Source organism: Novosphingobium sp. 18050 (genome assembly GCF_902706195.1).
GTDB lineage: Bacteria > Pseudomonadota > Alphaproteobacteria > Sphingomonadales > Sphingomonadaceae > Novosphingobium.
The window spans coordinates 153,293-168,944 of record NZ_CACSJO010000005.1; the positions used below are offsets into that span (position 1 = coordinate 153,293).

A 15,652-nucleotide genomic window follows, 5' to 3' on the forward strand; every position below is an offset into this window, starting at 1 on the left:
GCCCTCCTACTCGCTGAAACGGTAATCGGCGGCGATGGCGCTGCCGATCTCGATGGTCTTGCCGATGAAATCCTGCAGGAATTCATGCAGGCCACCCTCAAAGATTTCTTCGATGGTGACCTGGTTGAGCTTGTCACCAGCATCGCGCAGCAACTGGTGGGCAGGCACCTCGTGGCCATATTCCTTGGCGAGGCCCGCCATGTTGCTGCGGATCTTGTCGTAGGAGAAGACCAGGCTGCGCGGGAACTGGCCATCGAGGATCAGGAAGCGGGCGATGCCGCGCGGGTCCATGGACCCTGCGTTGAGCCACGTATAGGCACGGTTGCCCGCGACCGAGCGCAGCAGCGTGTCCCACTGCACATTGTCGAGGCTGGAGCCGACCCAGGCCGCCGAAGGCAGCAGCACGTAATACTTCACGTCGAGAATGCGCGCGGTGTTATCCGCCCGCTCGATGAAGGTGCCGATGCGCGAGAAGTTGAAAACCTCGTTCCTCAGCATCGTGCCTTCGAGCGCGCCGCGCACCAGCGTACCTATGCGGCGGATTTCGCGCAGCACTTCGCCCAGGTTCGTCTCGCGTACCGGGCGCGAGAGCAGGTCGCGCAAGTGCATCCAGCCTTCGTTAGTGGTTTCCCATACGGCATTGGTGATGCTGGTACGCACGACGCGGGCATTGGTGCGCGCGTTCTCGACCATAGCCAGCACCGAACCGGGATTGTCCCGGTCGCGCAGCAGGTAGTTGAAAACCTGCGAGCCGCCGAAGTCCGTATGCTTCGAGCAATAGTCCTCCAGCATGCCGGTGGTGGTGAGGACCGACTTCCATTCCTCATCCTGCGACTGGCGGTTGCCCCGCGTCAGGGCGAGGTGAAAACCCACGTCGATCAGGCGTGCGGTATTTTCCGCCCGTTCGAGATAACGGGACATCCAGAATACGCCGCTGGCTCCGCGTCCGAGCATCAGTGTCTACCCCTCACTCGTCCAGCACCCAGCTATCCTTGGTGCCTCCGCCTTGCGAGGAATTGACCACGAGGGATCCTTTCTTGAGCGCCACGCGGGTCAGGCCGCCGGGCGTGATGTCGATGCCGTCGGGCGAAACCAGCACGAAGGGCCGGAGGTCCAGATGCCGAGGCGCGAGGCCTTCCTTGGTGAAGATCGGACAGGTCGACAGCGAAAGCGTGGGCTGAGCGATGTAGTTCGACGGCTTGGCTCGCAGCTTCTGCTCGAAATCGGCGATCTCCTTTTTCGAGGAGGTCGGGCCGATCAGCATCCCGTACCCCCCCGATCCGTGAACTTCCTTGACGACGAGATCAGCCAGATTGTCGAGCACATAGCCCAGCGAATCGGCTTCCGAGCAGCGCCATGTCGGCACGTTCTGCAGGATCGGCTTCTCGCCGGTGTAGAACTCGACGATCTCGGGCATGTAGCTGTAGATCGCCTTGTCGTCGGCGATGCCGGTGCCGGGCGCATTGGCGATCGTGACGCCGCCAGAGCGGTAGACGTCGAAGATGCCCGCCACGCCCAACTGCGAGTTGGGATTGAAGCTGAGCGGGTCGAGATAATCATCGTCCACACGGCGGTAAATGACGTCGATTGCCTTGTAGCCGGTGGTCGTGCGCATGCACACGCGCCCGTCGACGACGCGCAGGTCGTTTCCTTCCACCAGTTCCGCACCCATCTGGTCGGCTAGGAAGGCGTGTTCGAAATAGGCCGAGTTGAAGATGCCCGGCGTCAGCACTGCCACCACGGGGCGCTTGCCACCTTTATAAGCAGGCGGGGCGCAGGCGCGAAGGCTGCGGGCAAGGCGGCGCGGATAGTCCGAAACCGGGCGTACCGGGATCTTGGTGAACAGTTCCGGGAACATCGCCATCATCGTCTCGCGGTTCTCGAGCATGTACGAGACGCCGGAGGGGGTGCGGGCGTTATCTTCCAGCACCATGAAATCGTCCGGCCCGGTTCGCACCAGATCGATGCCGACGACATGAGTATAGACGCCGCCCGGCGGCGTGAAGCCGATCATCTGCGAGAGGAAGGCCTCGTTGTTGCGAAGCGCCTCAATCGGCAAACGGCCGGAACGGATAATTTCCTGGCGGTGGTAGAGGTCCTGCAGGAAGGCGTTGAGCGCCCTCACCCGCTGTTCGATACCGCGCGTCAACTTGCGCCATTCGCGCGCAGTGATGATCCGGGGGATCATATCGAAAGGAATAAGCCGCTCTTCAGCAGCATCGTCGCCGTATACGTTGAAGGTGATACCGATGCGGCGGAAGAAACGCTCCGCTTCGGCGTCCTGTCTTCTCAGCCAGCTTTTGTCCTGGCTATCGAACCACTGACGATATTCGGCGTAAGCAGGACGAACAGAGCCGTCCGCATTGAGCATCTCGTCGAAATTCGTACCGCTCTCAGCCGACATTTTGACTCCCTGTTGCACAAGTGATGCAACAGGAATCGGGACTTGCCAAGCACTCTCGCTGCATGTGCGAAGAAAATTTAACGCTGACGAGAAACGGCTTAAATCAGACTGTTTTGATCGTTAATTACTGCTTGAGACATGATGGTCGGCGTCATTACGGTCTGGCGGCTGTCAGCCGAGCAGCCCGCGCCTCGCAAGGTCCGCACGCAGCGCCCCCGCCTCGTGGAAGTGATGAACCTGCCAGCCGAGCGTCCGGGCGGCGTCGATATTGGCGGCATTATCATCAATGAACAGCATCGCGGCGGGCGCATGGCCGAATCGGCGGGCAGCAAGGTCGAAGATGCGCGCATCCGGTTTGGCGATCTTCTCGTCGCCTGAAACGACGATATCGCCGAACAGATCGAACAGCGCCTCGCCCGCGCGATAGTCGCGCCAGAACTGGCTGGCAAAGTTGGTGATGGCGAACAGCGGCACGGACCGCGCGGCCAGTTCGCGCACGATCTCGTGACTGCCGGGAACGTTGCCGGGAATCGTCTCGCCGAAGCGCGTGGCATATGCGTCGAGCAGGTCGTCGTGGCCGGGAAACTCGGCCTTGCGGGTAGCGACCATCTCGCCCAGGTCGCGCCCGGCATCGTGCTCGAAGTGCCACGCTTCGGTGACGACATTCGCCATGAACCAGTCGAGCCGCGCAGGCTCGTCGATCAGCCGCGCGAACAGGCGGCGCATGTCCCATTGGACGAGCACCCGCCCGACGTCGAAGACGACCGCTTCGACCGGAGAACATGCATCGACGACAGACATGACAAGACCCCCGCAAGTGGCGGGGGTCTCATGCATTCGACGCGAAACCATCCGCCTTGTTCACCCGCCGGTAGAGGCGGGCTTCAGGCGAAAAGGATCAGCCCTGGCGGGCTTTGAAGCGGCGATTGGTCTTGTTGATCACGTAAGTACGACCGCGGCGACGGATCACGCGGTTGTCACGGTGGCGGCCCTTGAGCGACTTGAGGCTGTTGCGAATCTTCATGGTCTATCTCGTCCGTGTCGTGTCTGGGCGGTTACCGACCGCCGGAAATTCGAAGTGGCGCCGTTAGTGGTAGCAGAGCGCGAAGTCAAGCAGGCTGCTCGATTCGAAGGCCGTTGCAGTTGATTTCACAAGGCCTATCTACACTGTTCATCTGCGGGCAACTTGCCGCGCGCATAACAGGTTCACGGGCGCGACCCCACCGAATTCGGACAAAAACGATACCCATCATGAAAAAGCTCGAAGGCGCGGCGATCGCCGCAGGCATCGCCGCCATGCTCCTCGCCTCCTCAACCGCCCAGGCGCAGTGGGGACCGGGATATGGGCGCGGATGGGGCGGCGGATATCGCGGTTCCGGCTGGGGCAGTTCGTTCGATTCGCCGCGCGTCAACAATTCGCGCACGCACGATTCGCGTGAAGGCCGGGTCGAAGTCAGCCGCTTTGTCAGCAGCGATCCCGCCTCAGTCGCCGAACTGGGCAAGGGTCCGGTCTCGGTCGAATCCGAATCGGGTGACGGGCCTTGGGTCGAGGCGAGCATGCGCCGCACTTTCGAGGCGGCAATCGTCGACGCCCTCGTGGGCGCGGGCTACGACACGCTTCACCCCGACGTCCCGCAGCCGCAGATCACCAAACTGAAGATTTCGCGTCAGGTCCTGACCCCGGCCGAGGAAAAGCGAAGCCCCGTCAGCGGTACCGCCGCGATCGAGACCGGCACCTACGGCACCGGCTATGGCCTTGGTATCAACGTCGACCTGACCAAACCGCGCTCCGCCCTGGTTTCCACCCGACTCGATGCGCGAATCGTCGAGAAGGACAGCGGCAAGGTCCTGTGGGAAGGCTACGCCACGATCGCCACCCGCGAAGGCGACGGCAAGTGGAGCGACGGCATGATCGCCATCAAGCTGGCCGGCGCATTGTTCGACAACTTTCCCAAGGCCGACGCGATCGCGCCCGGCAACGCAGGCTGACGGGAACCTGCGGGCCTGCGCTGCGCTTGCATCAGCATGACGCAGCAGGCAAACTTTGCCGGTAACAAGGCTGGAGAGGACAAATGGCGATGATCGAGCGCAGGTTCCCCGCGCGGCGGCGCGATGCGCGCCTGGGCGCTGCCCTTGCCCTTGCGGCCAGCCTCGCACTTTCAGCCTGCGTCGCACCCGTCGGCCCGGTCGAGGTAACGCGCTTCCATGCGCCCGACACCACGCGCCTTGGCCGAGGCACGATCCGCGTCGAGCCTGCGCCAGGTCAGGCCGATACCCTCGAATTCCGCACATATGCCGCCTCGGTCGCACGGGAACTGACCCGTTTCGGCTATAGCGAACCCCTTCCCGGCGCCGCGCCCAGCCAGCAGGTCGCCCTGCTCACGCTGGAGCGCCAGACCTTCAAGCCCGAGCGTGGTCGCAGCCCGGTTTCGGTCGGCATGGGCGGAGCGACGGGCGGATATGGCTCGGGCGTCGGCATGGGCATCGGCATAGACCTTTCCGGCCCGCCCAAGGACCAGGTGGGCACCCGCGTCTTTGTGGCCATTCGCGAGCGGGCGGCGCCCGATACCGCGACGGCCTTGTGGGAAGGACGGGCAATGTTCACCGTCCGCAGCGATTCGCCGCTGGCACAGGCACCGCTCGGTTCGGCGAAATTGGCCGAAGCGTTGTTCAAGGGGTTTCCGGGGCAGTCCGGCGAAACTATTCAGGTAAGATGACCGACATTCAAATCACCGCGTCCTTCGACGCCGGCAACATCGAAGTCCTCTCCGTCGACGGCACCGAAGCGCGGCTGGCGATCCGCAAGGACCATGCATCGGACTTCTTCCAGTGGTTCCACTTCCGCGTCAGCGGCGCGGCCGGGCGCGAACTGACCCTGCGAATCACCGGACTGGGCGCCTCCGCCTATCCGGGAGGCTGGCCGAATTACGACGCCTGTGTTTCCGAAGACCGTGAATTCTGGGGCCGCGCCGCCAGCGAGTGGGATGAGAGCCGCGATGGCGGCACCCTCACCATCCGCTACCAGCCCGAAGGCGAACTTGCCTGGTTCGCCTATTTCGCGCCTTATTCGATGGAGCGCCACCACGATCTCGTCGCGCATATCGCCGGGGCCGACGGTGTGACGCACCGCTCGCTGGGCCTCAGCCTCGACGGCCAGCTGATCGACTGCCTCGAAACCGGCACCGGACCGTTGCAGGTGTGGCTCTATGCCCGCCAGCATCCGGGCGAATCGATGGCGGAATGGTGGATGGAAGGCGCGCTGGACCTGCTGGCCGACCTTTCCGATTCGGTCGCACGCGAATTGCGCAGGCGCTGCTCCTTCCACATCGTCCCCAACGCCAACCCGGACGGCTCGCGCCGGGGGCACCTGCGCACCAATGCCGGGGGCGTGAACCTCAACCGCGAATGGGACAATCCCACGGCCGAGAAATCGCCGGAGGTCCTCGCCATCCGCGATGCGATGGACGCCACCGGCGTCGACTTCGCGATGGACATCCACGGGGACGAGGCGATCTCCGCCGTGTTCCTCGCCGGGTTTGAGGGCATCCCCTCTCTCAAGGACGAGCAGCAGGCGGGCTACACCCGCTATGCGGGCCTGCTGGAGCGGCGCACGCCCGATTTCCAGACCAAGCTCGGCTATCCGCTGACGCGCCCCGGTAAGGGCAACCTGACGATGTCGACCAACCAGTTGGCAGAACGTTTCGGCGCGGTGTCGATGACGCTGGAAATGCCCTTCAAGGACCACGACCCCGCCGCCGACAAGCGCCAGGGGTGGAGCCCGGAACGGTCGGCGCAGCTTGGCCGTGATTGCCTTGGCGCACTACTCGAATGGCTGGTCGAACGCGAAGCCTGATCGATTATGTCCTCCCCGGCCCGGGGAGGACATACCTGGGTTCACCAGGTCAAATCGCTGCCCACTGGCGCAGGGCCTCGCGCATCGCGAGATTCTCGTCCTGCGTCCATTCCGGCATCACCGAGCCCGAGGGCGAAAGCCCCAGCACCGACTGGATGAGCATCCAGCCCTGAGCCCAGTCCCCGCGCGTATCGTCGCATACCGGGCATGAGCCCCAGTCCTTCGCCAGCCGCATGATCGAGCGCTGGTGCGCCAGCGTGCCTTCGAGATCGCTGACGAGGAACGAGGTGAACGGCAGGGGCTGCCTTGGGCAGGCACCGAAACGGCCCAGGCGCGGATCTGCTCCGGGCAGGTCGACATTCGGCGGATTGACGATCACTGCGCCCAGCACGGGATTGTCTTGCCCCAGTGCTTCGAATTCGACCCACCACGACAGCGCCAGCGCAGCGATATCGTCGGTCACGATCACCACCGGCCGGTCGGCGCGGCGGACCGCGAGATTGAGCTTGTTTACCCAGGTATTGCGATGCGGCTCGTCCCACAGGCCAAGCTCGACCACGCGGCAATGCTCGCTCCACCGGGTCCAGCGGTTCATCCAGTGCCCTGCCGCCAGCGGCGTGCCGGGAACCAGGAGGATGAGCGGCGTATGATCCTGCGCATTGGGATAACGGAAGTTTGCCATGGGAATCTCCATTTCAGGTGGGGGTTCCGCCGGTCGACTCTGATTACGTCCCGACTGCGCTCCTTATATCTCAACTCAAAAGATAGACAATGTGCTTGCGGTGATCTGCCCGCTTATTGCGCCGCCCCGACCGAACGGTCATCGGCTCTGGCCATGCCGAAACCGGCCGCCACCCCCGCGCGGACGGGGACGACGCGGCTTTGCGCGGGAGATTTCTGCGAAAGTACCTAAAGCAGGTTCGCGGGCCCGAAGGCGTGTGGGAGCAGCTGCGAGAGGCGCAGTTCCAGCACGCCTTCTTCCCCATCGCACCAGACAACCGGATCGGTGCCGCCAACTTGCGCGATCTCGTTGAGGACCTGGCGGCAGCGCCCGCAAGGCGTGACCCGAGCGCCCTGCCCGGCCTCTCCGGGCGCGCCGCCGGTTACCGCGACGGCCTCCAGAGCAAGCCGCGTCCCCGACAGGATCTTGGCCACGGCGACGGTTTCGGCGCAGAGCGATAGGCCGTAGCTCGCATTCTCGACATTGGCCCCGGTAACGACCGAGCCGTCCGCCATGAGCAGCGCAGCGCCGACGTGGAAGCGTGAATAAGGGGCATAGGCGGCCGAGGCAGCCTCGCGGGCAGCGGTCACCAGGGCGTCGCGAGCGCCGTCGGAAAAGCGGGGAGTATCGTTCATTCCTGCACCACTACCCAGTGCAGGCCGCCCTGCGCAATCTCGTTGGCGAGATCGCCGTTAGCGGTCCACATCGTCCAGGGGCGGCCGCCGTAGCTCGGCGTAAAACGGTCGCGCACCAGCCACAGGTTGCGATCCAGCTTGTGAGCGATGGTGTAGCGCGACTGGAACGCAGGCGTGACCTTGAGGATCACCGGCTTGCCCGTGTGCGTCTCGACCTGATTGAGGAACGTCATCAGCTCGCTCTCGACCCGGGCGTCGCTGACTTTCACGGGGCAGCCGTCTGCCAGCATGTCGAGTTCGACCGCAGGCGGCAGCAGCTTGGCGTCGCGCGGCACCGTGGTGACGAAATTCGCCGCCTGGGTCCCCGCCGGCTGGCACGGATCATAGCGGTGGAGCGCGCCCACTTCCATCCCGGCTGCGCGCGCGGCCTCGAAGTTGTCGACGAAGCGCGGGTCGCGCGCGAAGGCACTGGCACTGGCGTCGATATAGGCGAAGTCCGCGCCGATCGCCTTCAGCGACTTCCAGCTGACCTCGCCGTCGTCCGCACCGACCTCCACGCCCTGCACGGCATAGACCGCGCGCTCGGGCGTCCAGTGGCGCAAGTGCCACCAGCCCCACGCACCGCCGACGATACCCGCAAGCAACAGCGCTCCCAGCGCACGAAAACGCCAGTTGCCACTGATCCCGGCGGCCTTGCCACCCTTTCGCCCACCGCGAACTGCCACTTGTTCTTGCCCCTTAGCCGCGGATATGCAGGACGCAGATCAGCGTGAACAGGCGCCGCGCGGTCGGGTGGTCGGTCTCGATCTTGCCCTCCAGGCGTTCCAGCAGCATTTCGGCGGCCTCGTTGTGGACACCGCGCCGGGCCATGTCGATGGTTTCGATCTCCTGCGCGGTCGCCTTGCGAATCGCCTGGTAATAGCTTTCGCAGATCGCGAAATACTCCCGGATCGGGCGGCGAAACCGTGCCAGACCCAGCACCAGCGTTTCCAGCACCTCGCCGTCCTCGCCCGCGATTTCCAGCGACAGGCGGCCATCGCGCACCGAAAGGCGCAGGCGATACGGGCCTTCATGCCCCGCAGCGCAGGTGCGTAGCGGGTTGAACACGTTGTCCTCGATCAGATCGAAGATGGCGATGCGCCGTTCCTGTTCGATGTCCGCGTTGCGCCACAGGATGGTCGCATCGTCGAGCTCGATGTGAGAGATGCGCGGGTCCGCCATGATCGCAGTGCCTTTACGCGGTTGCGGCATAGCCCGGCAAGGGGCCTTTGGAGGGGCCCCTCCCCCCCCAACATCCACAAGCTGTGGATTAATATCCCGCCGCGCCCCGCTTGAAGGACTCAGCCGCCCGGAGCATTGTGCGCCGCTTATGGCCCAGCAAGATCTTCTTATCCGCGCCGATGACGGCGCCCAAAATTCTGGCGTGCGCACTCTGCCTGCCAACGTCGAGGCCGAGGCCGCGTTCCTGGGCGCCGTCCTCATCGACAACCGGGTGATCGAGGAACTGACCACCCCGCTCACTCCGCCGCATTTCTTCGAGCCGGTCCACGCCCGCCTTTACGAGCGTATTCTCCAGCTGCTCGACCGCAAGGCCGTCGTCACCGGCGTCACCCTGCGCCCCTATTTCGAGGCCGACGAAGGGCTGAAAGCGCTGGGCGGCGTCTCCTACCTCGCGCGGCTGACCGGCGACGGCCAGGGCCTGCTTGCCCCGCGTGAGCTGGCGAACCAGATCTACGACCTTGCGCTGCTGCGCGAACTGATCTCGGTGGGCCGCAACCTCGTCGAAAGCGCGATGGATACCTCCGAATCGGTAGAACCGATGGAGCAGATCGAACAGGCCGAATCGGCACTGTACAAAGTGGCCGAAGGCGCCGCGACGCAAAGCGAGGCGCAAAGCTTCGGCGTCGCCACGCGCACCGCTATCTCGTCGATCGAGAAGGCGTTCAATTCGGGCGGCCACATCTCGGGCAAGACCACCGGCCTCACCTCGGTCAACCAGAAGATCGGTGGCCTTCACGATTCCGACCTTATCATCCTTGCCGGCCGTCCGGGCATGGGCAAGACCTCGCTGGTCACCAACATCGCCTTCAACACCGCGCAGCGCTACGTCGACGACACCGTGCGCGACGGGATGCCGCACGAAAAGTCGGTCGGCGCGCCGGTGGCCTTCTTCAGCCTCGAAATGAGCGCGGACCAGCTGGCCACGCGTATCCTTGCCGAGCAATCGAACATCAGTTCCGAAGCGCTGCGTATGGGCAAGATCAGCCGCGAGGACTTCCAGCAACTGTCCTTCGCCAGCCAGCGTCTGGCCGAACTGCCGCTGTTCATCGACGATACGCCGGGCCTGACGATCGCCGGCCTGCGCACCCGTGCGCGCCGCCTCAAGCGCCGCCACAACATCGGCCTCGTCGTGATCGACTACCTGCAGCTGCTCTCCGGCTCGGGCCGCTCTACTGACAACCGCGTGAACGAAATTTCTGAAATTTCGCGCGGATTGAAGACCCTGGCCAAGGAACTCCACGTCCCGGTGATCGCGCTGTCACAGCTTTCCCGTGCGGTGGAGCAGCGCGACGACAAACGCCCGATGCTTTCCGACCTTCGCGAATCGGGCTCGATCGAGCAGGACGCCGACATGGTCTGGTTCGTCTACCGCGAGGATTATTACGTGAAGGCGACCGAGCCGAAGTATCCCAGCGATACCGATGGCCCGGACGTAAAGGACAAGTGGGAGACCTGGCGCCAGAAAATGGAAGAAGTCACCGGCCTCTCCGAACTGCTGATCGCCAAACAGCGCCACGGTGCCACCGGCAAGGTGCGCCTGCGCTTCGAGGCGCGCATCACCAAGTTCTCCGACCTCGCGCCCGACGACATGCGCGCTGCGTTCGAAAGCGACTGATCGGCGCAGTACCGGGGTCGGGTCTCGATCCGGCCTTGGAAAAGTGGAGTGCAGGATGGGCTACGGCATACTCGACATTGCCATCATCGCCGAGGTGATCGGCACTTCGTTCATGAAGCAGTCGGAAGGCTTCACGAAGCTGATCCCGAGCCTCATTACCGGCGTGGCCTACCTCATCGCGTTCTACTGTCTTTCGCTGACATTGAAGACGATCCCCACCGGCGTCGCCTATGCCATCTGGTCCGGCACAGGCATCGTGCTCATAGCGACCGTGGCATGGGCATTTCAGGGGCAAAAGCTGGATATGCCGGCGATTCTCGGCATGGCGCTAATCATCTCCGGGGTGCTGGTGATGAACGTGTTCTCGAAATCAGCCGCCCACTGAGCCTGCGCGCTTTCGGCGATCCCCGTTAGGCGCCAAGCGCCCGCACCATATAGGTCGAGCCGCCGCCATAGCTCTCCAGTTTGCGGGTTATCGCTTCGTCGCCGGATATGGGCTCGAAACCCATGCCGCGCCAGAAGGCGACGGAATCGTTGACCGAAACCAGCGCCAGACTTCGCCCATCCATCTTAGACAGCGCGCCGGCCAGCCGCTCGACGATCGGCCGGGCATGACCCTGCCCGCGCACGTCGGGATGCAGCGCCAGATCGTGAAGGTAGAACGTCTCCCGCTCTTGCGGCAGGGCGCCCAGCGCGCTGTTCAGCGGCGGAATCGCGCCAGGCGGCCAGGGGTAGGCGATGAGGTAGCCCTTCACCACTTCGTCCAGGGCCAGCACGAAGCAGCCTTGCGGGAACAGCGCCAGCCGCTCCTCGAAGCAGGCGCGCGCCTCGAAGTGATCGGGGAAGCAGGCGGCGGCGACCGTGACCACGCCGTCGATGTCCTCGGCCAGCATGGCGCGCCAGACCGGGCGGGCGCTGATATCGTTCGTCTCCATAGCGTCCCTCGATAGCCTGCCGTTTCGCATTTTGCACGCCAACCGGCGTAGTCTGTCGAGAAGGCGGGCACACGCCGACCTATCCCGAAGCCACCGGGCAGGAGGAAGTGCAAGCGATGTCTTACGAGCTGAACCGCAAGCTGGCCGCACCGCGCCAGCCCCTGCCGACCACGCAGAGCATCGACCCCGTCACCGCCGACATCATTCGCGGCGCCTTCGAGACGGTCTGCTTCGAAAGCGCCACCTACCTTGGCCGCGCGGCCTCCTCACCGATCATCAACCAGTCGAACGAGCGCAACGCGGCAATCGTCGATGCCCATGGACGGCTTGCGATGGGCGCGGTGGGAACGCCGCACCTGACGTTCGTCAACCAGATGGAGACGCGCTGGGGGCTGATGAACCAGGAGCGCTACGATTGGGGACCGGGCGACGTTTTCCTCGCCAACGACCCCGATCATGGCGGCGGCCACCTGCCCGACTACTGCGTCTACGGCCCGGTCTACGACGCGGCAGGGGAGCTGATCTGCATCCAGACGTTGCAAGCGCACCAGGGCGACACCGGCGGCAAGGACCCCGGGGGCTTCTCGCTCGACGCGACCGACGTGTTCACCGAAGGCGTAATCTACCCTTGCCTCAAGCTGGTCCACCGCGGCGAACTGCGGCGCGACGTGTTCGACACGGTAGTACGCAACAACCGTTTCGCGACTTTCGCAGGGGACATCGCGGCGATGATCGGCGGCGTCCAGCATGCCGTGAAGATGCTGGACGGACTGATCGGCAAATGGGGCTCCGGCGTCATCAAGGCGGCGATCAACCAGTCCATCGAACACACCGAAAAGCGCGTGCGCGAGGAAGTGTCGAAGTGGCCCGACGGGGTGCACGAGGCGACCGTCTTCATCGATCACGACACCGCCGGAACCAAGGACATCAAGGTCCACGTCACCTGCACTATTGCCGGAGACCAGCTGACCGTGGACCTCACCGGCACCGACGACCGGGCCGAACTGGTCGGCGTGTGGAATACCTTCGCCAACACCCGAAGCTACGTGATGTGCCAGGTGGTGGCTTCGATGGACCCCACGATCGTCAAGAACGAGGGCTATTTCAACGCCGTCGAGATCGTCGTGCCCGAAGGCTGCATCGCCCAGCCGCCGCCGAACAAGCCCGCCGCGCTCGGTTCTTTCCACCCCGCCTGCGAGATCACCGAGGCGGTGTGCATCGCACTTTCTGGCGTTGCGCCGGGCCGCGCGCAGCCGCAGCTCTACAAGATCGGGATGCCCAACATGGTGGTCGGTTTCGGCGACGATGGCATGATGTGGATGGACCAGGGGGTGGACTGCCGCTCGATGGATGTGTCGGCGGTGCAGGGGCTGGACGGCTGGGGCTCGTGCCCCAGCGCACTGGGCAGCCTGATCCTGTCCGAGGCAGAGGACGCGGAAAGCCGCTTTCCCATCCTCAACATCAGCCGCGAGATGACCACCGATGGCGGCGGCGCCGGCCGCTGGCGAGGGGCGCCGGGCTCGCTCAACGTCAAGCAGGTATTGAAGCCGACCTCGGCGATGGCGTGGATGGTTTCGGCCGACCACCCCTTGCGCGGCATGTGCGGGGGGGATGATGCGATCCCCTACACCAACCATTTCGAACTGGGCTCACCGGGGGAGCGCCGGATCGTCCATACCGCGCAGGACCTGCTGCCAAGCGGTGCGGTGATTGCCTACCAGCACGGCGGCGGCGGCGGATTCGGACCTGCCCGCCATCGAGATGCTGAGGCGGTCAAGGAGGACGTGCTGGACGAATACGTCAGCGTCGAGGCGGCCCGCACGAAGTACGGCGTGGTGCTGACGGGACGGCTGGACGACTATTCGCTCGGCGTGGACCATGCCGCGACCGCGGCGCTTCGGGCAGAGATGGCCGCGATCGCGCAGTAACAGGACGGTGACGGACACTCCTCCCAACTCGGGAGGCGGCCGCCCGCAGCGCTGACGGAGGGCGGCGGCGACGCGTAAAAGTCGCACGGAAACGCCCCTCCACCCCCCGCTGCGCGGCGGGGGAAGAACCCGATAAGAAAATGCCTGGGAGCGGAAATGACCTATCGTGCCAAGAACTACCGCGTCGGCATCGACATCGGCGGCACCTTCACCGACTTCGCCCTGCTCAAGGGAGACGAGGTCATCCTGCACAAGAACCTCTCCACCCCGGAAGATCGCTCGCTGGGCGTGATGGAGGGGCTTGCCAAACTTGCCGGGAAGGAAGGCCTGCCCCTCCCCGAATTCCTCAGCCGGTGCGAGGCGATCGTCCATGGCACCACGGTCGCCGACAACACCCTGATCGAGATGAACGGCGCCCTCACCGGCCTCATCACCACCGAAGGCTTCCGCGACGAGATCGAGTACCGGCGGGGCTACAAGGAGGACATCTGGGACGTGCGTCTCGCTCCGCCGGTCCAGATCACCCCGCGCCGCCGCCGCCTTACCGTGCCCGAACGCGTGCTGCACGACGGCACCGTCCACAAGGCGCTCGACGAGGAGGCCTTGCGCGAAGCCTGCCGCAAGCTGCGCCTGCAGAACGTCGAGGCGGTGGCGATCAGCTTCCTGTTTTCTTTCGTGAACCCGCAGCACGAGCGCCGCGCCTGCGAGATCGTACGGCAGGAGATCCAGAACGCTTACGTCTGCGCCAGCCACGAAGTCCTGCCCCGCGCCCCGGAATACGACCGCACCTCGACCACGGTGGTCAACGCCTATGTCGGCCCGCGCGTCACCGGATACCTCGAAAAGCTGGTGCAGCGACTTACCGAGGGCGGGTACGAAAACCAGCTCATGGTCATGCAGGCCTCGGGCGGGGTGATGACCAAGGAATACATCGACGGCGCCCCGATCCGCGTCCTCGCCTCCGGCCCGGCGGGCGGGGTGATCGGTTCGGCCCACTGCGGCGCGGCCAAGGGCTGCCCCAACCTGCTGTGCGTCGACATGGGCGGCACCAGCTACGACATGTCGCTGGTGGTAAACGGACAGGCCCCGGCCGAGGCCGGCTGGAACATGCACCACCGCTACCTCGTGGGCGTGCCCATGGTTAAAGTGGAGACGCTGGGCGCGGGCGGCGGCTCGATCGTCCACGTCAATGCCGGCGCGCTGGAAGTCGGCCCGCGCTCGGCAGGGTCAGAACCCGGCCCGATCTGCTACGGACGCGGCGGCGCTGCGCCGACCGTCACCGACGCGCTGGTGATGCTCGGCATCCTCTCAACCGATGAAGGCTTCGCCGGCGGCAGCTTCACCCTCACGCGCGAAGGCGTGACCGAAGCCTTCCAGCAACTCGCCGACGAACTGGGCCGACAAGCGGATGGCTATGGGCCCGAACAGGCCGCCTTCGACACCTGGCGCGTGGTCAACGCCAACATGAGCCAAGGTGTGCGCCGCACCACGGCCGGCAAGGGGATCGACCCCAAGGACCTCGTCATGCTCGCCTATGGCGGCAACGGCCCCGCCTTCGCCGCGATCCAGGCAGAGGACCTGGGCATAAGCCGCGTGCTGGTGCCCAAGGCCTCCCCCACGTTCTCGGCGCTGGGCACGCTGGTAGCAGACCCGACCATCGACGAGGAACGCTCCTACATCGCCTCAGCCGCCGCGCTCGACGTGCCCCGCATCCGCGATCTGTGGACCCAGCTATCGGACCGCGCGAGCCATTACTTCACCGGCGCAGGCTTCGAAAACGCAGCGGTTCGAGTGAACTACCAACTCAACATGCGTTATCCCGGCCAGAATTTCTCGCTCTCGTTCCCGTTCGAAGCGGACGCTCCGCTCGGCGACCTTTCATTCATAGCCGACGACTTCGCGGCCCGCGCCATCGCCCTGTTCAACGCCCGCCACATGGCCGAATACGCCCATATCCGCGAACACGAAGTGCCCGAGATTTCCGGCGTGCGCCTCGTCGCCCATGCCCGGACGCCCTCACCCCGCGCCGCCGGCGGCTTCACCCCGAGCAGCACCGCGCCCCGCCCGGCAAGGCATCGCCGCGCGAACCTGGGCCAGGGTTTCGCGCAAACCCCCGTCTATCTGGGCCGCGATCTCGCGCCCGGCATGGAAGTGCCCAGTCCCGCGATCATCGAGGAGACGTTCACCACCATCGTCGTCTATCCCGGTTGGAAGGCGCAGGTCGACGACGCGGGGGATTACCAGCTGCTGCGGACCTGACCCTATCCCCAGCCACGGAAC

The 15,652-nt window shown here is 64.9% G+C and carries 16 protein-coding genes; 7 read left to right on the plus strand and 9 right to left on the minus strand.

Going from position 1 to position 15,652, the window contains the following annotated elements; all coding sequences use genetic code 11:
- Positions 1-6: 6 nt before the first annotated feature.
- From GVL61_RS07835 to ykgO, 4 genes are all read right to left on the minus strand, one after another.
- Positions 7-954, minus strand: coding sequence for an alpha-E domain-containing protein (locus tag GVL61_RS07835; RefSeq protein ID WP_159978697.1), 948 nt, complete (start codon positions 952-954; stop codon positions 7-9).
- 13 nt (positions 955-967) lie between these two features.
- Positions 968-2,404, minus strand: a complete 1,437-nt coding sequence (locus GVL61_RS07840; RefSeq protein WP_159978699.1) for a circularly permuted type 2 ATP-grasp protein — start codon at positions 2,402-2,404, stop codon at positions 968-970.
- 171 nt (positions 2,405-2,575) lie between these two features.
- Positions 2,576-3,205 (minus strand): HAD family phosphatase, encoded by a 630-nt coding sequence (locus GVL61_RS07845; protein WP_159978701.1) that lies wholly within the window; start codon positions 3,203-3,205, stop codon positions 2,576-2,578.
- A gap of 97 nt (positions 3,206-3,302) precedes the next feature.
- A complete protein-coding gene (ykgO, locus tag GVL61_RS07850; RefSeq protein WP_004210176.1) occupies positions 3,303-3,428 on the minus strand; it encodes a type B 50S ribosomal protein L36 in 126 nt (41 codons plus the stop codon).
- A 227-nt stretch (positions 3,429-3,655) separates the two neighbouring features.
- On the opposite strand from ykgO, the gene GVL61_RS07855 reads away from it, so the two are divergent.
- From GVL61_RS07855 to GVL61_RS07865, 3 genes are all read left to right on the plus strand, one after another.
- Positions 3,656-4,393, plus strand: a complete 738-nt coding sequence (locus GVL61_RS07855) for a hypothetical protein (RefSeq protein WP_159978703.1) — start codon at positions 3,656-3,658, stop codon at positions 4,391-4,393.
- Positions 4,394-4,482: 89 nt separating this feature from the next.
- Positions 4,483-5,121 carry a DUF4136 domain-containing protein gene (locus GVL61_RS07860; RefSeq protein ID WP_159978804.1) on the plus strand — a complete coding sequence of 213 codons (639 nt, stop codon included), beginning with the start codon at positions 4,483-4,485 and terminating at the stop codon, positions 5,119-5,121.
- Positions 5,118-6,257 carry a M14-type cytosolic carboxypeptidase gene (locus GVL61_RS07865; RefSeq protein WP_159978705.1) on the plus strand — a complete coding sequence of 380 codons (1,140 nt, stop codon included), beginning with the start codon at positions 5,118-5,120 and terminating at the stop codon, positions 6,255-6,257. Before GVL61_RS07860 ends, GVL61_RS07865 begins: the two co-directional genes overlap by 4 nt.
- 49 nt (positions 6,258-6,306) lie before the next feature.
- Here GVL61_RS07865 and GVL61_RS07870 read toward each other — a convergent pair whose 3' ends face one another.
- From GVL61_RS07870 to GVL61_RS07885, 4 genes are all read right to left on the minus strand, one after another.
- On the minus strand, positions 6,307-6,939 hold the full coding sequence (locus GVL61_RS07870) for an alpha/beta hydrolase (RefSeq protein ID WP_159978707.1): 633 nt from the start codon (positions 6,937-6,939) through the stop codon (positions 6,307-6,309).
- Between the two features lie 227 nt (positions 6,940-7,166).
- Positions 7,167-7,613 carry a cytidine deaminase gene (locus GVL61_RS07875; RefSeq protein WP_159978709.1) on the minus strand — a complete coding sequence of 149 codons (447 nt, stop codon included), beginning with the start codon at positions 7,611-7,613 and terminating at the stop codon, positions 7,167-7,169.
- On the minus strand, positions 7,610-8,338 hold the full coding sequence (locus tag GVL61_RS07880; protein WP_200844856.1) for a glycoside hydrolase family 25 protein: 729 nt from the start codon (positions 8,336-8,338) through the stop codon (positions 7,610-7,612). Before GVL61_RS07880 ends, GVL61_RS07875 begins: the two co-directional genes overlap by 4 nt.
- Before the next feature lie 13 nt (positions 8,339-8,351).
- Positions 8,352-8,834: a UPF0262 family protein gene (locus GVL61_RS07885; RefSeq protein WP_159978711.1), complete on the minus strand. Its 483-nt coding sequence runs from the start codon at positions 8,832-8,834 to the stop codon at positions 8,352-8,354.
- A 148-nt stretch (positions 8,835-8,982) separates the two neighbouring features.
- On the opposite strand from GVL61_RS07885, the gene GVL61_RS07890 reads away from it, so the two are divergent.
- Together GVL61_RS07890 and GVL61_RS07895 are read left to right on the plus strand one after the other, a co-directional pair.
- The gene (locus GVL61_RS07890; RefSeq protein ID WP_159978713.1) at positions 8,983-10,509 is read left to right on the plus strand and encodes a replicative DNA helicase; all 1,527 of its coding nucleotides are present in this window, start codon (positions 8,983-8,985) and stop codon (positions 10,507-10,509) included.
- A gap of 55 nt (positions 10,510-10,564) precedes the next feature.
- Complete coding sequence (locus GVL61_RS07895; protein ID WP_159978715.1) at positions 10,565-10,894, plus strand: SMR family transporter; 330 nt, start codon at positions 10,565-10,567, stop codon at positions 10,892-10,894.
- A gap of 25 nt (positions 10,895-10,919) precedes the next feature.
- On the opposite strand, the gene GVL61_RS07900 is transcribed toward GVL61_RS07895, so the two are convergent.
- Positions 10,920-11,444 (minus strand): GNAT family N-acetyltransferase, encoded by a 525-nt coding sequence (locus GVL61_RS07900; protein ID WP_200844855.1) that lies wholly within the window; start codon positions 11,442-11,444, stop codon positions 10,920-10,922.
- 116 nt (positions 11,445-11,560) lie between these two features.
- Here GVL61_RS07900 and GVL61_RS07905 point away from each other — a divergent pair, with 116 nt between their 5' ends.
- Positions 11,561-13,372 carry a hydantoinase B/oxoprolinase family protein gene (locus tag GVL61_RS07905; protein ID WP_159978717.1) on the plus strand — a complete coding sequence of 604 codons (1,812 nt, stop codon included), beginning with the start codon at positions 11,561-11,563 and terminating at the stop codon, positions 13,370-13,372.
- Between the two features lie 156 nt (positions 13,373-13,528).
- Complete coding sequence (locus GVL61_RS07910; protein WP_159978719.1) at positions 13,529-15,631, plus strand: hydantoinase/oxoprolinase family protein; 2,103 nt, start codon at positions 13,529-13,531, stop codon at positions 15,629-15,631.
- Positions 15,632-15,652 lie beyond the last annotated feature (21 nt).

Excerpts from the sequence above, each read along its gene's own strand:
- GVL61_RS07835 (WP_159978697.1), bottom strand. The coding sequence starts at position 954 with ATGCTCGGACGCGGAGCCAGCGGCGTATTCTGGATGTCCCGTTATCTC.
- GVL61_RS07840 (WP_159978699.1), bottom strand. The coding sequence starts at position 2,404 with ATGTCGGCTGAGAGCGGTACGAATTTCGACGAGATGCTCAATGCGGAC.
- GVL61_RS07845 (WP_159978701.1), bottom strand. The coding sequence starts at position 3,205 with ATGTCTGTCGTCGATGCATGTTCTCCGGTCGAAGCGGTCGTCTTCGAC.
- ykgO (WP_004210176.1), bottom strand. The coding sequence starts at position 3,428 with ATGAAGATTCGCAACAGCCTCAAGTCGCTCAAGGGCCGCCACCGTGAC.
- GVL61_RS07855 (WP_159978703.1), top strand. The coding sequence starts at position 3,656 with ATGAAAAAGCTCGAAGGCGCGGCGATCGCCGCAGGCATCGCCGCCATG.
- GVL61_RS07860 (WP_159978804.1), top strand. The coding sequence starts at position 4,483 with ATGATCGAGCGCAGGTTCCCCGCGCGGCGGCGCGATGCGCGCCTGGGC.
- GVL61_RS07865 (WP_159978705.1), top strand. The coding sequence starts at position 5,118 with ATGACCGACATTCAAATCACCGCGTCCTTCGACGCCGGCAACATCGAA.
- GVL61_RS07870 (WP_159978707.1), bottom strand. The coding sequence starts at position 6,939 with ATGGCAAACTTCCGTTATCCCAATGCGCAGGATCATACGCCGCTCATC.
- GVL61_RS07875 (WP_159978709.1), bottom strand. The coding sequence starts at position 7,613 with ATGAACGATACTCCCCGCTTTTCCGACGGCGCTCGCGACGCCCTGGTG.
- GVL61_RS07885 (WP_159978711.1), bottom strand. The coding sequence starts at position 8,834 with ATGGCGGACCCGCGCATCTCTCACATCGAGCTCGACGATGCGACCATC.
- GVL61_RS07890 (WP_159978713.1), top strand. The coding sequence starts at position 8,983 with ATGGCCCAGCAAGATCTTCTTATCCGCGCCGATGACGGCGCCCAAAAT.
- GVL61_RS07895 (WP_159978715.1), top strand. The coding sequence starts at position 10,565 with ATGGGCTACGGCATACTCGACATTGCCATCATCGCCGAGGTGATCGGC.
- GVL61_RS07900 (WP_200844855.1), bottom strand. The coding sequence starts at position 11,444 with ATGGAGACGAACGATATCAGCGCCCGCCCGGTCTGGCGCGCCATGCTG.
- GVL61_RS07905 (WP_159978717.1), top strand. The coding sequence starts at position 11,561 with ATGTCTTACGAGCTGAACCGCAAGCTGGCCGCACCGCGCCAGCCCCTG.
- GVL61_RS07910 (WP_159978719.1), top strand. The coding sequence starts at position 13,529 with ATGACCTATCGTGCCAAGAACTACCGCGTCGGCATCGACATCGGCGGC.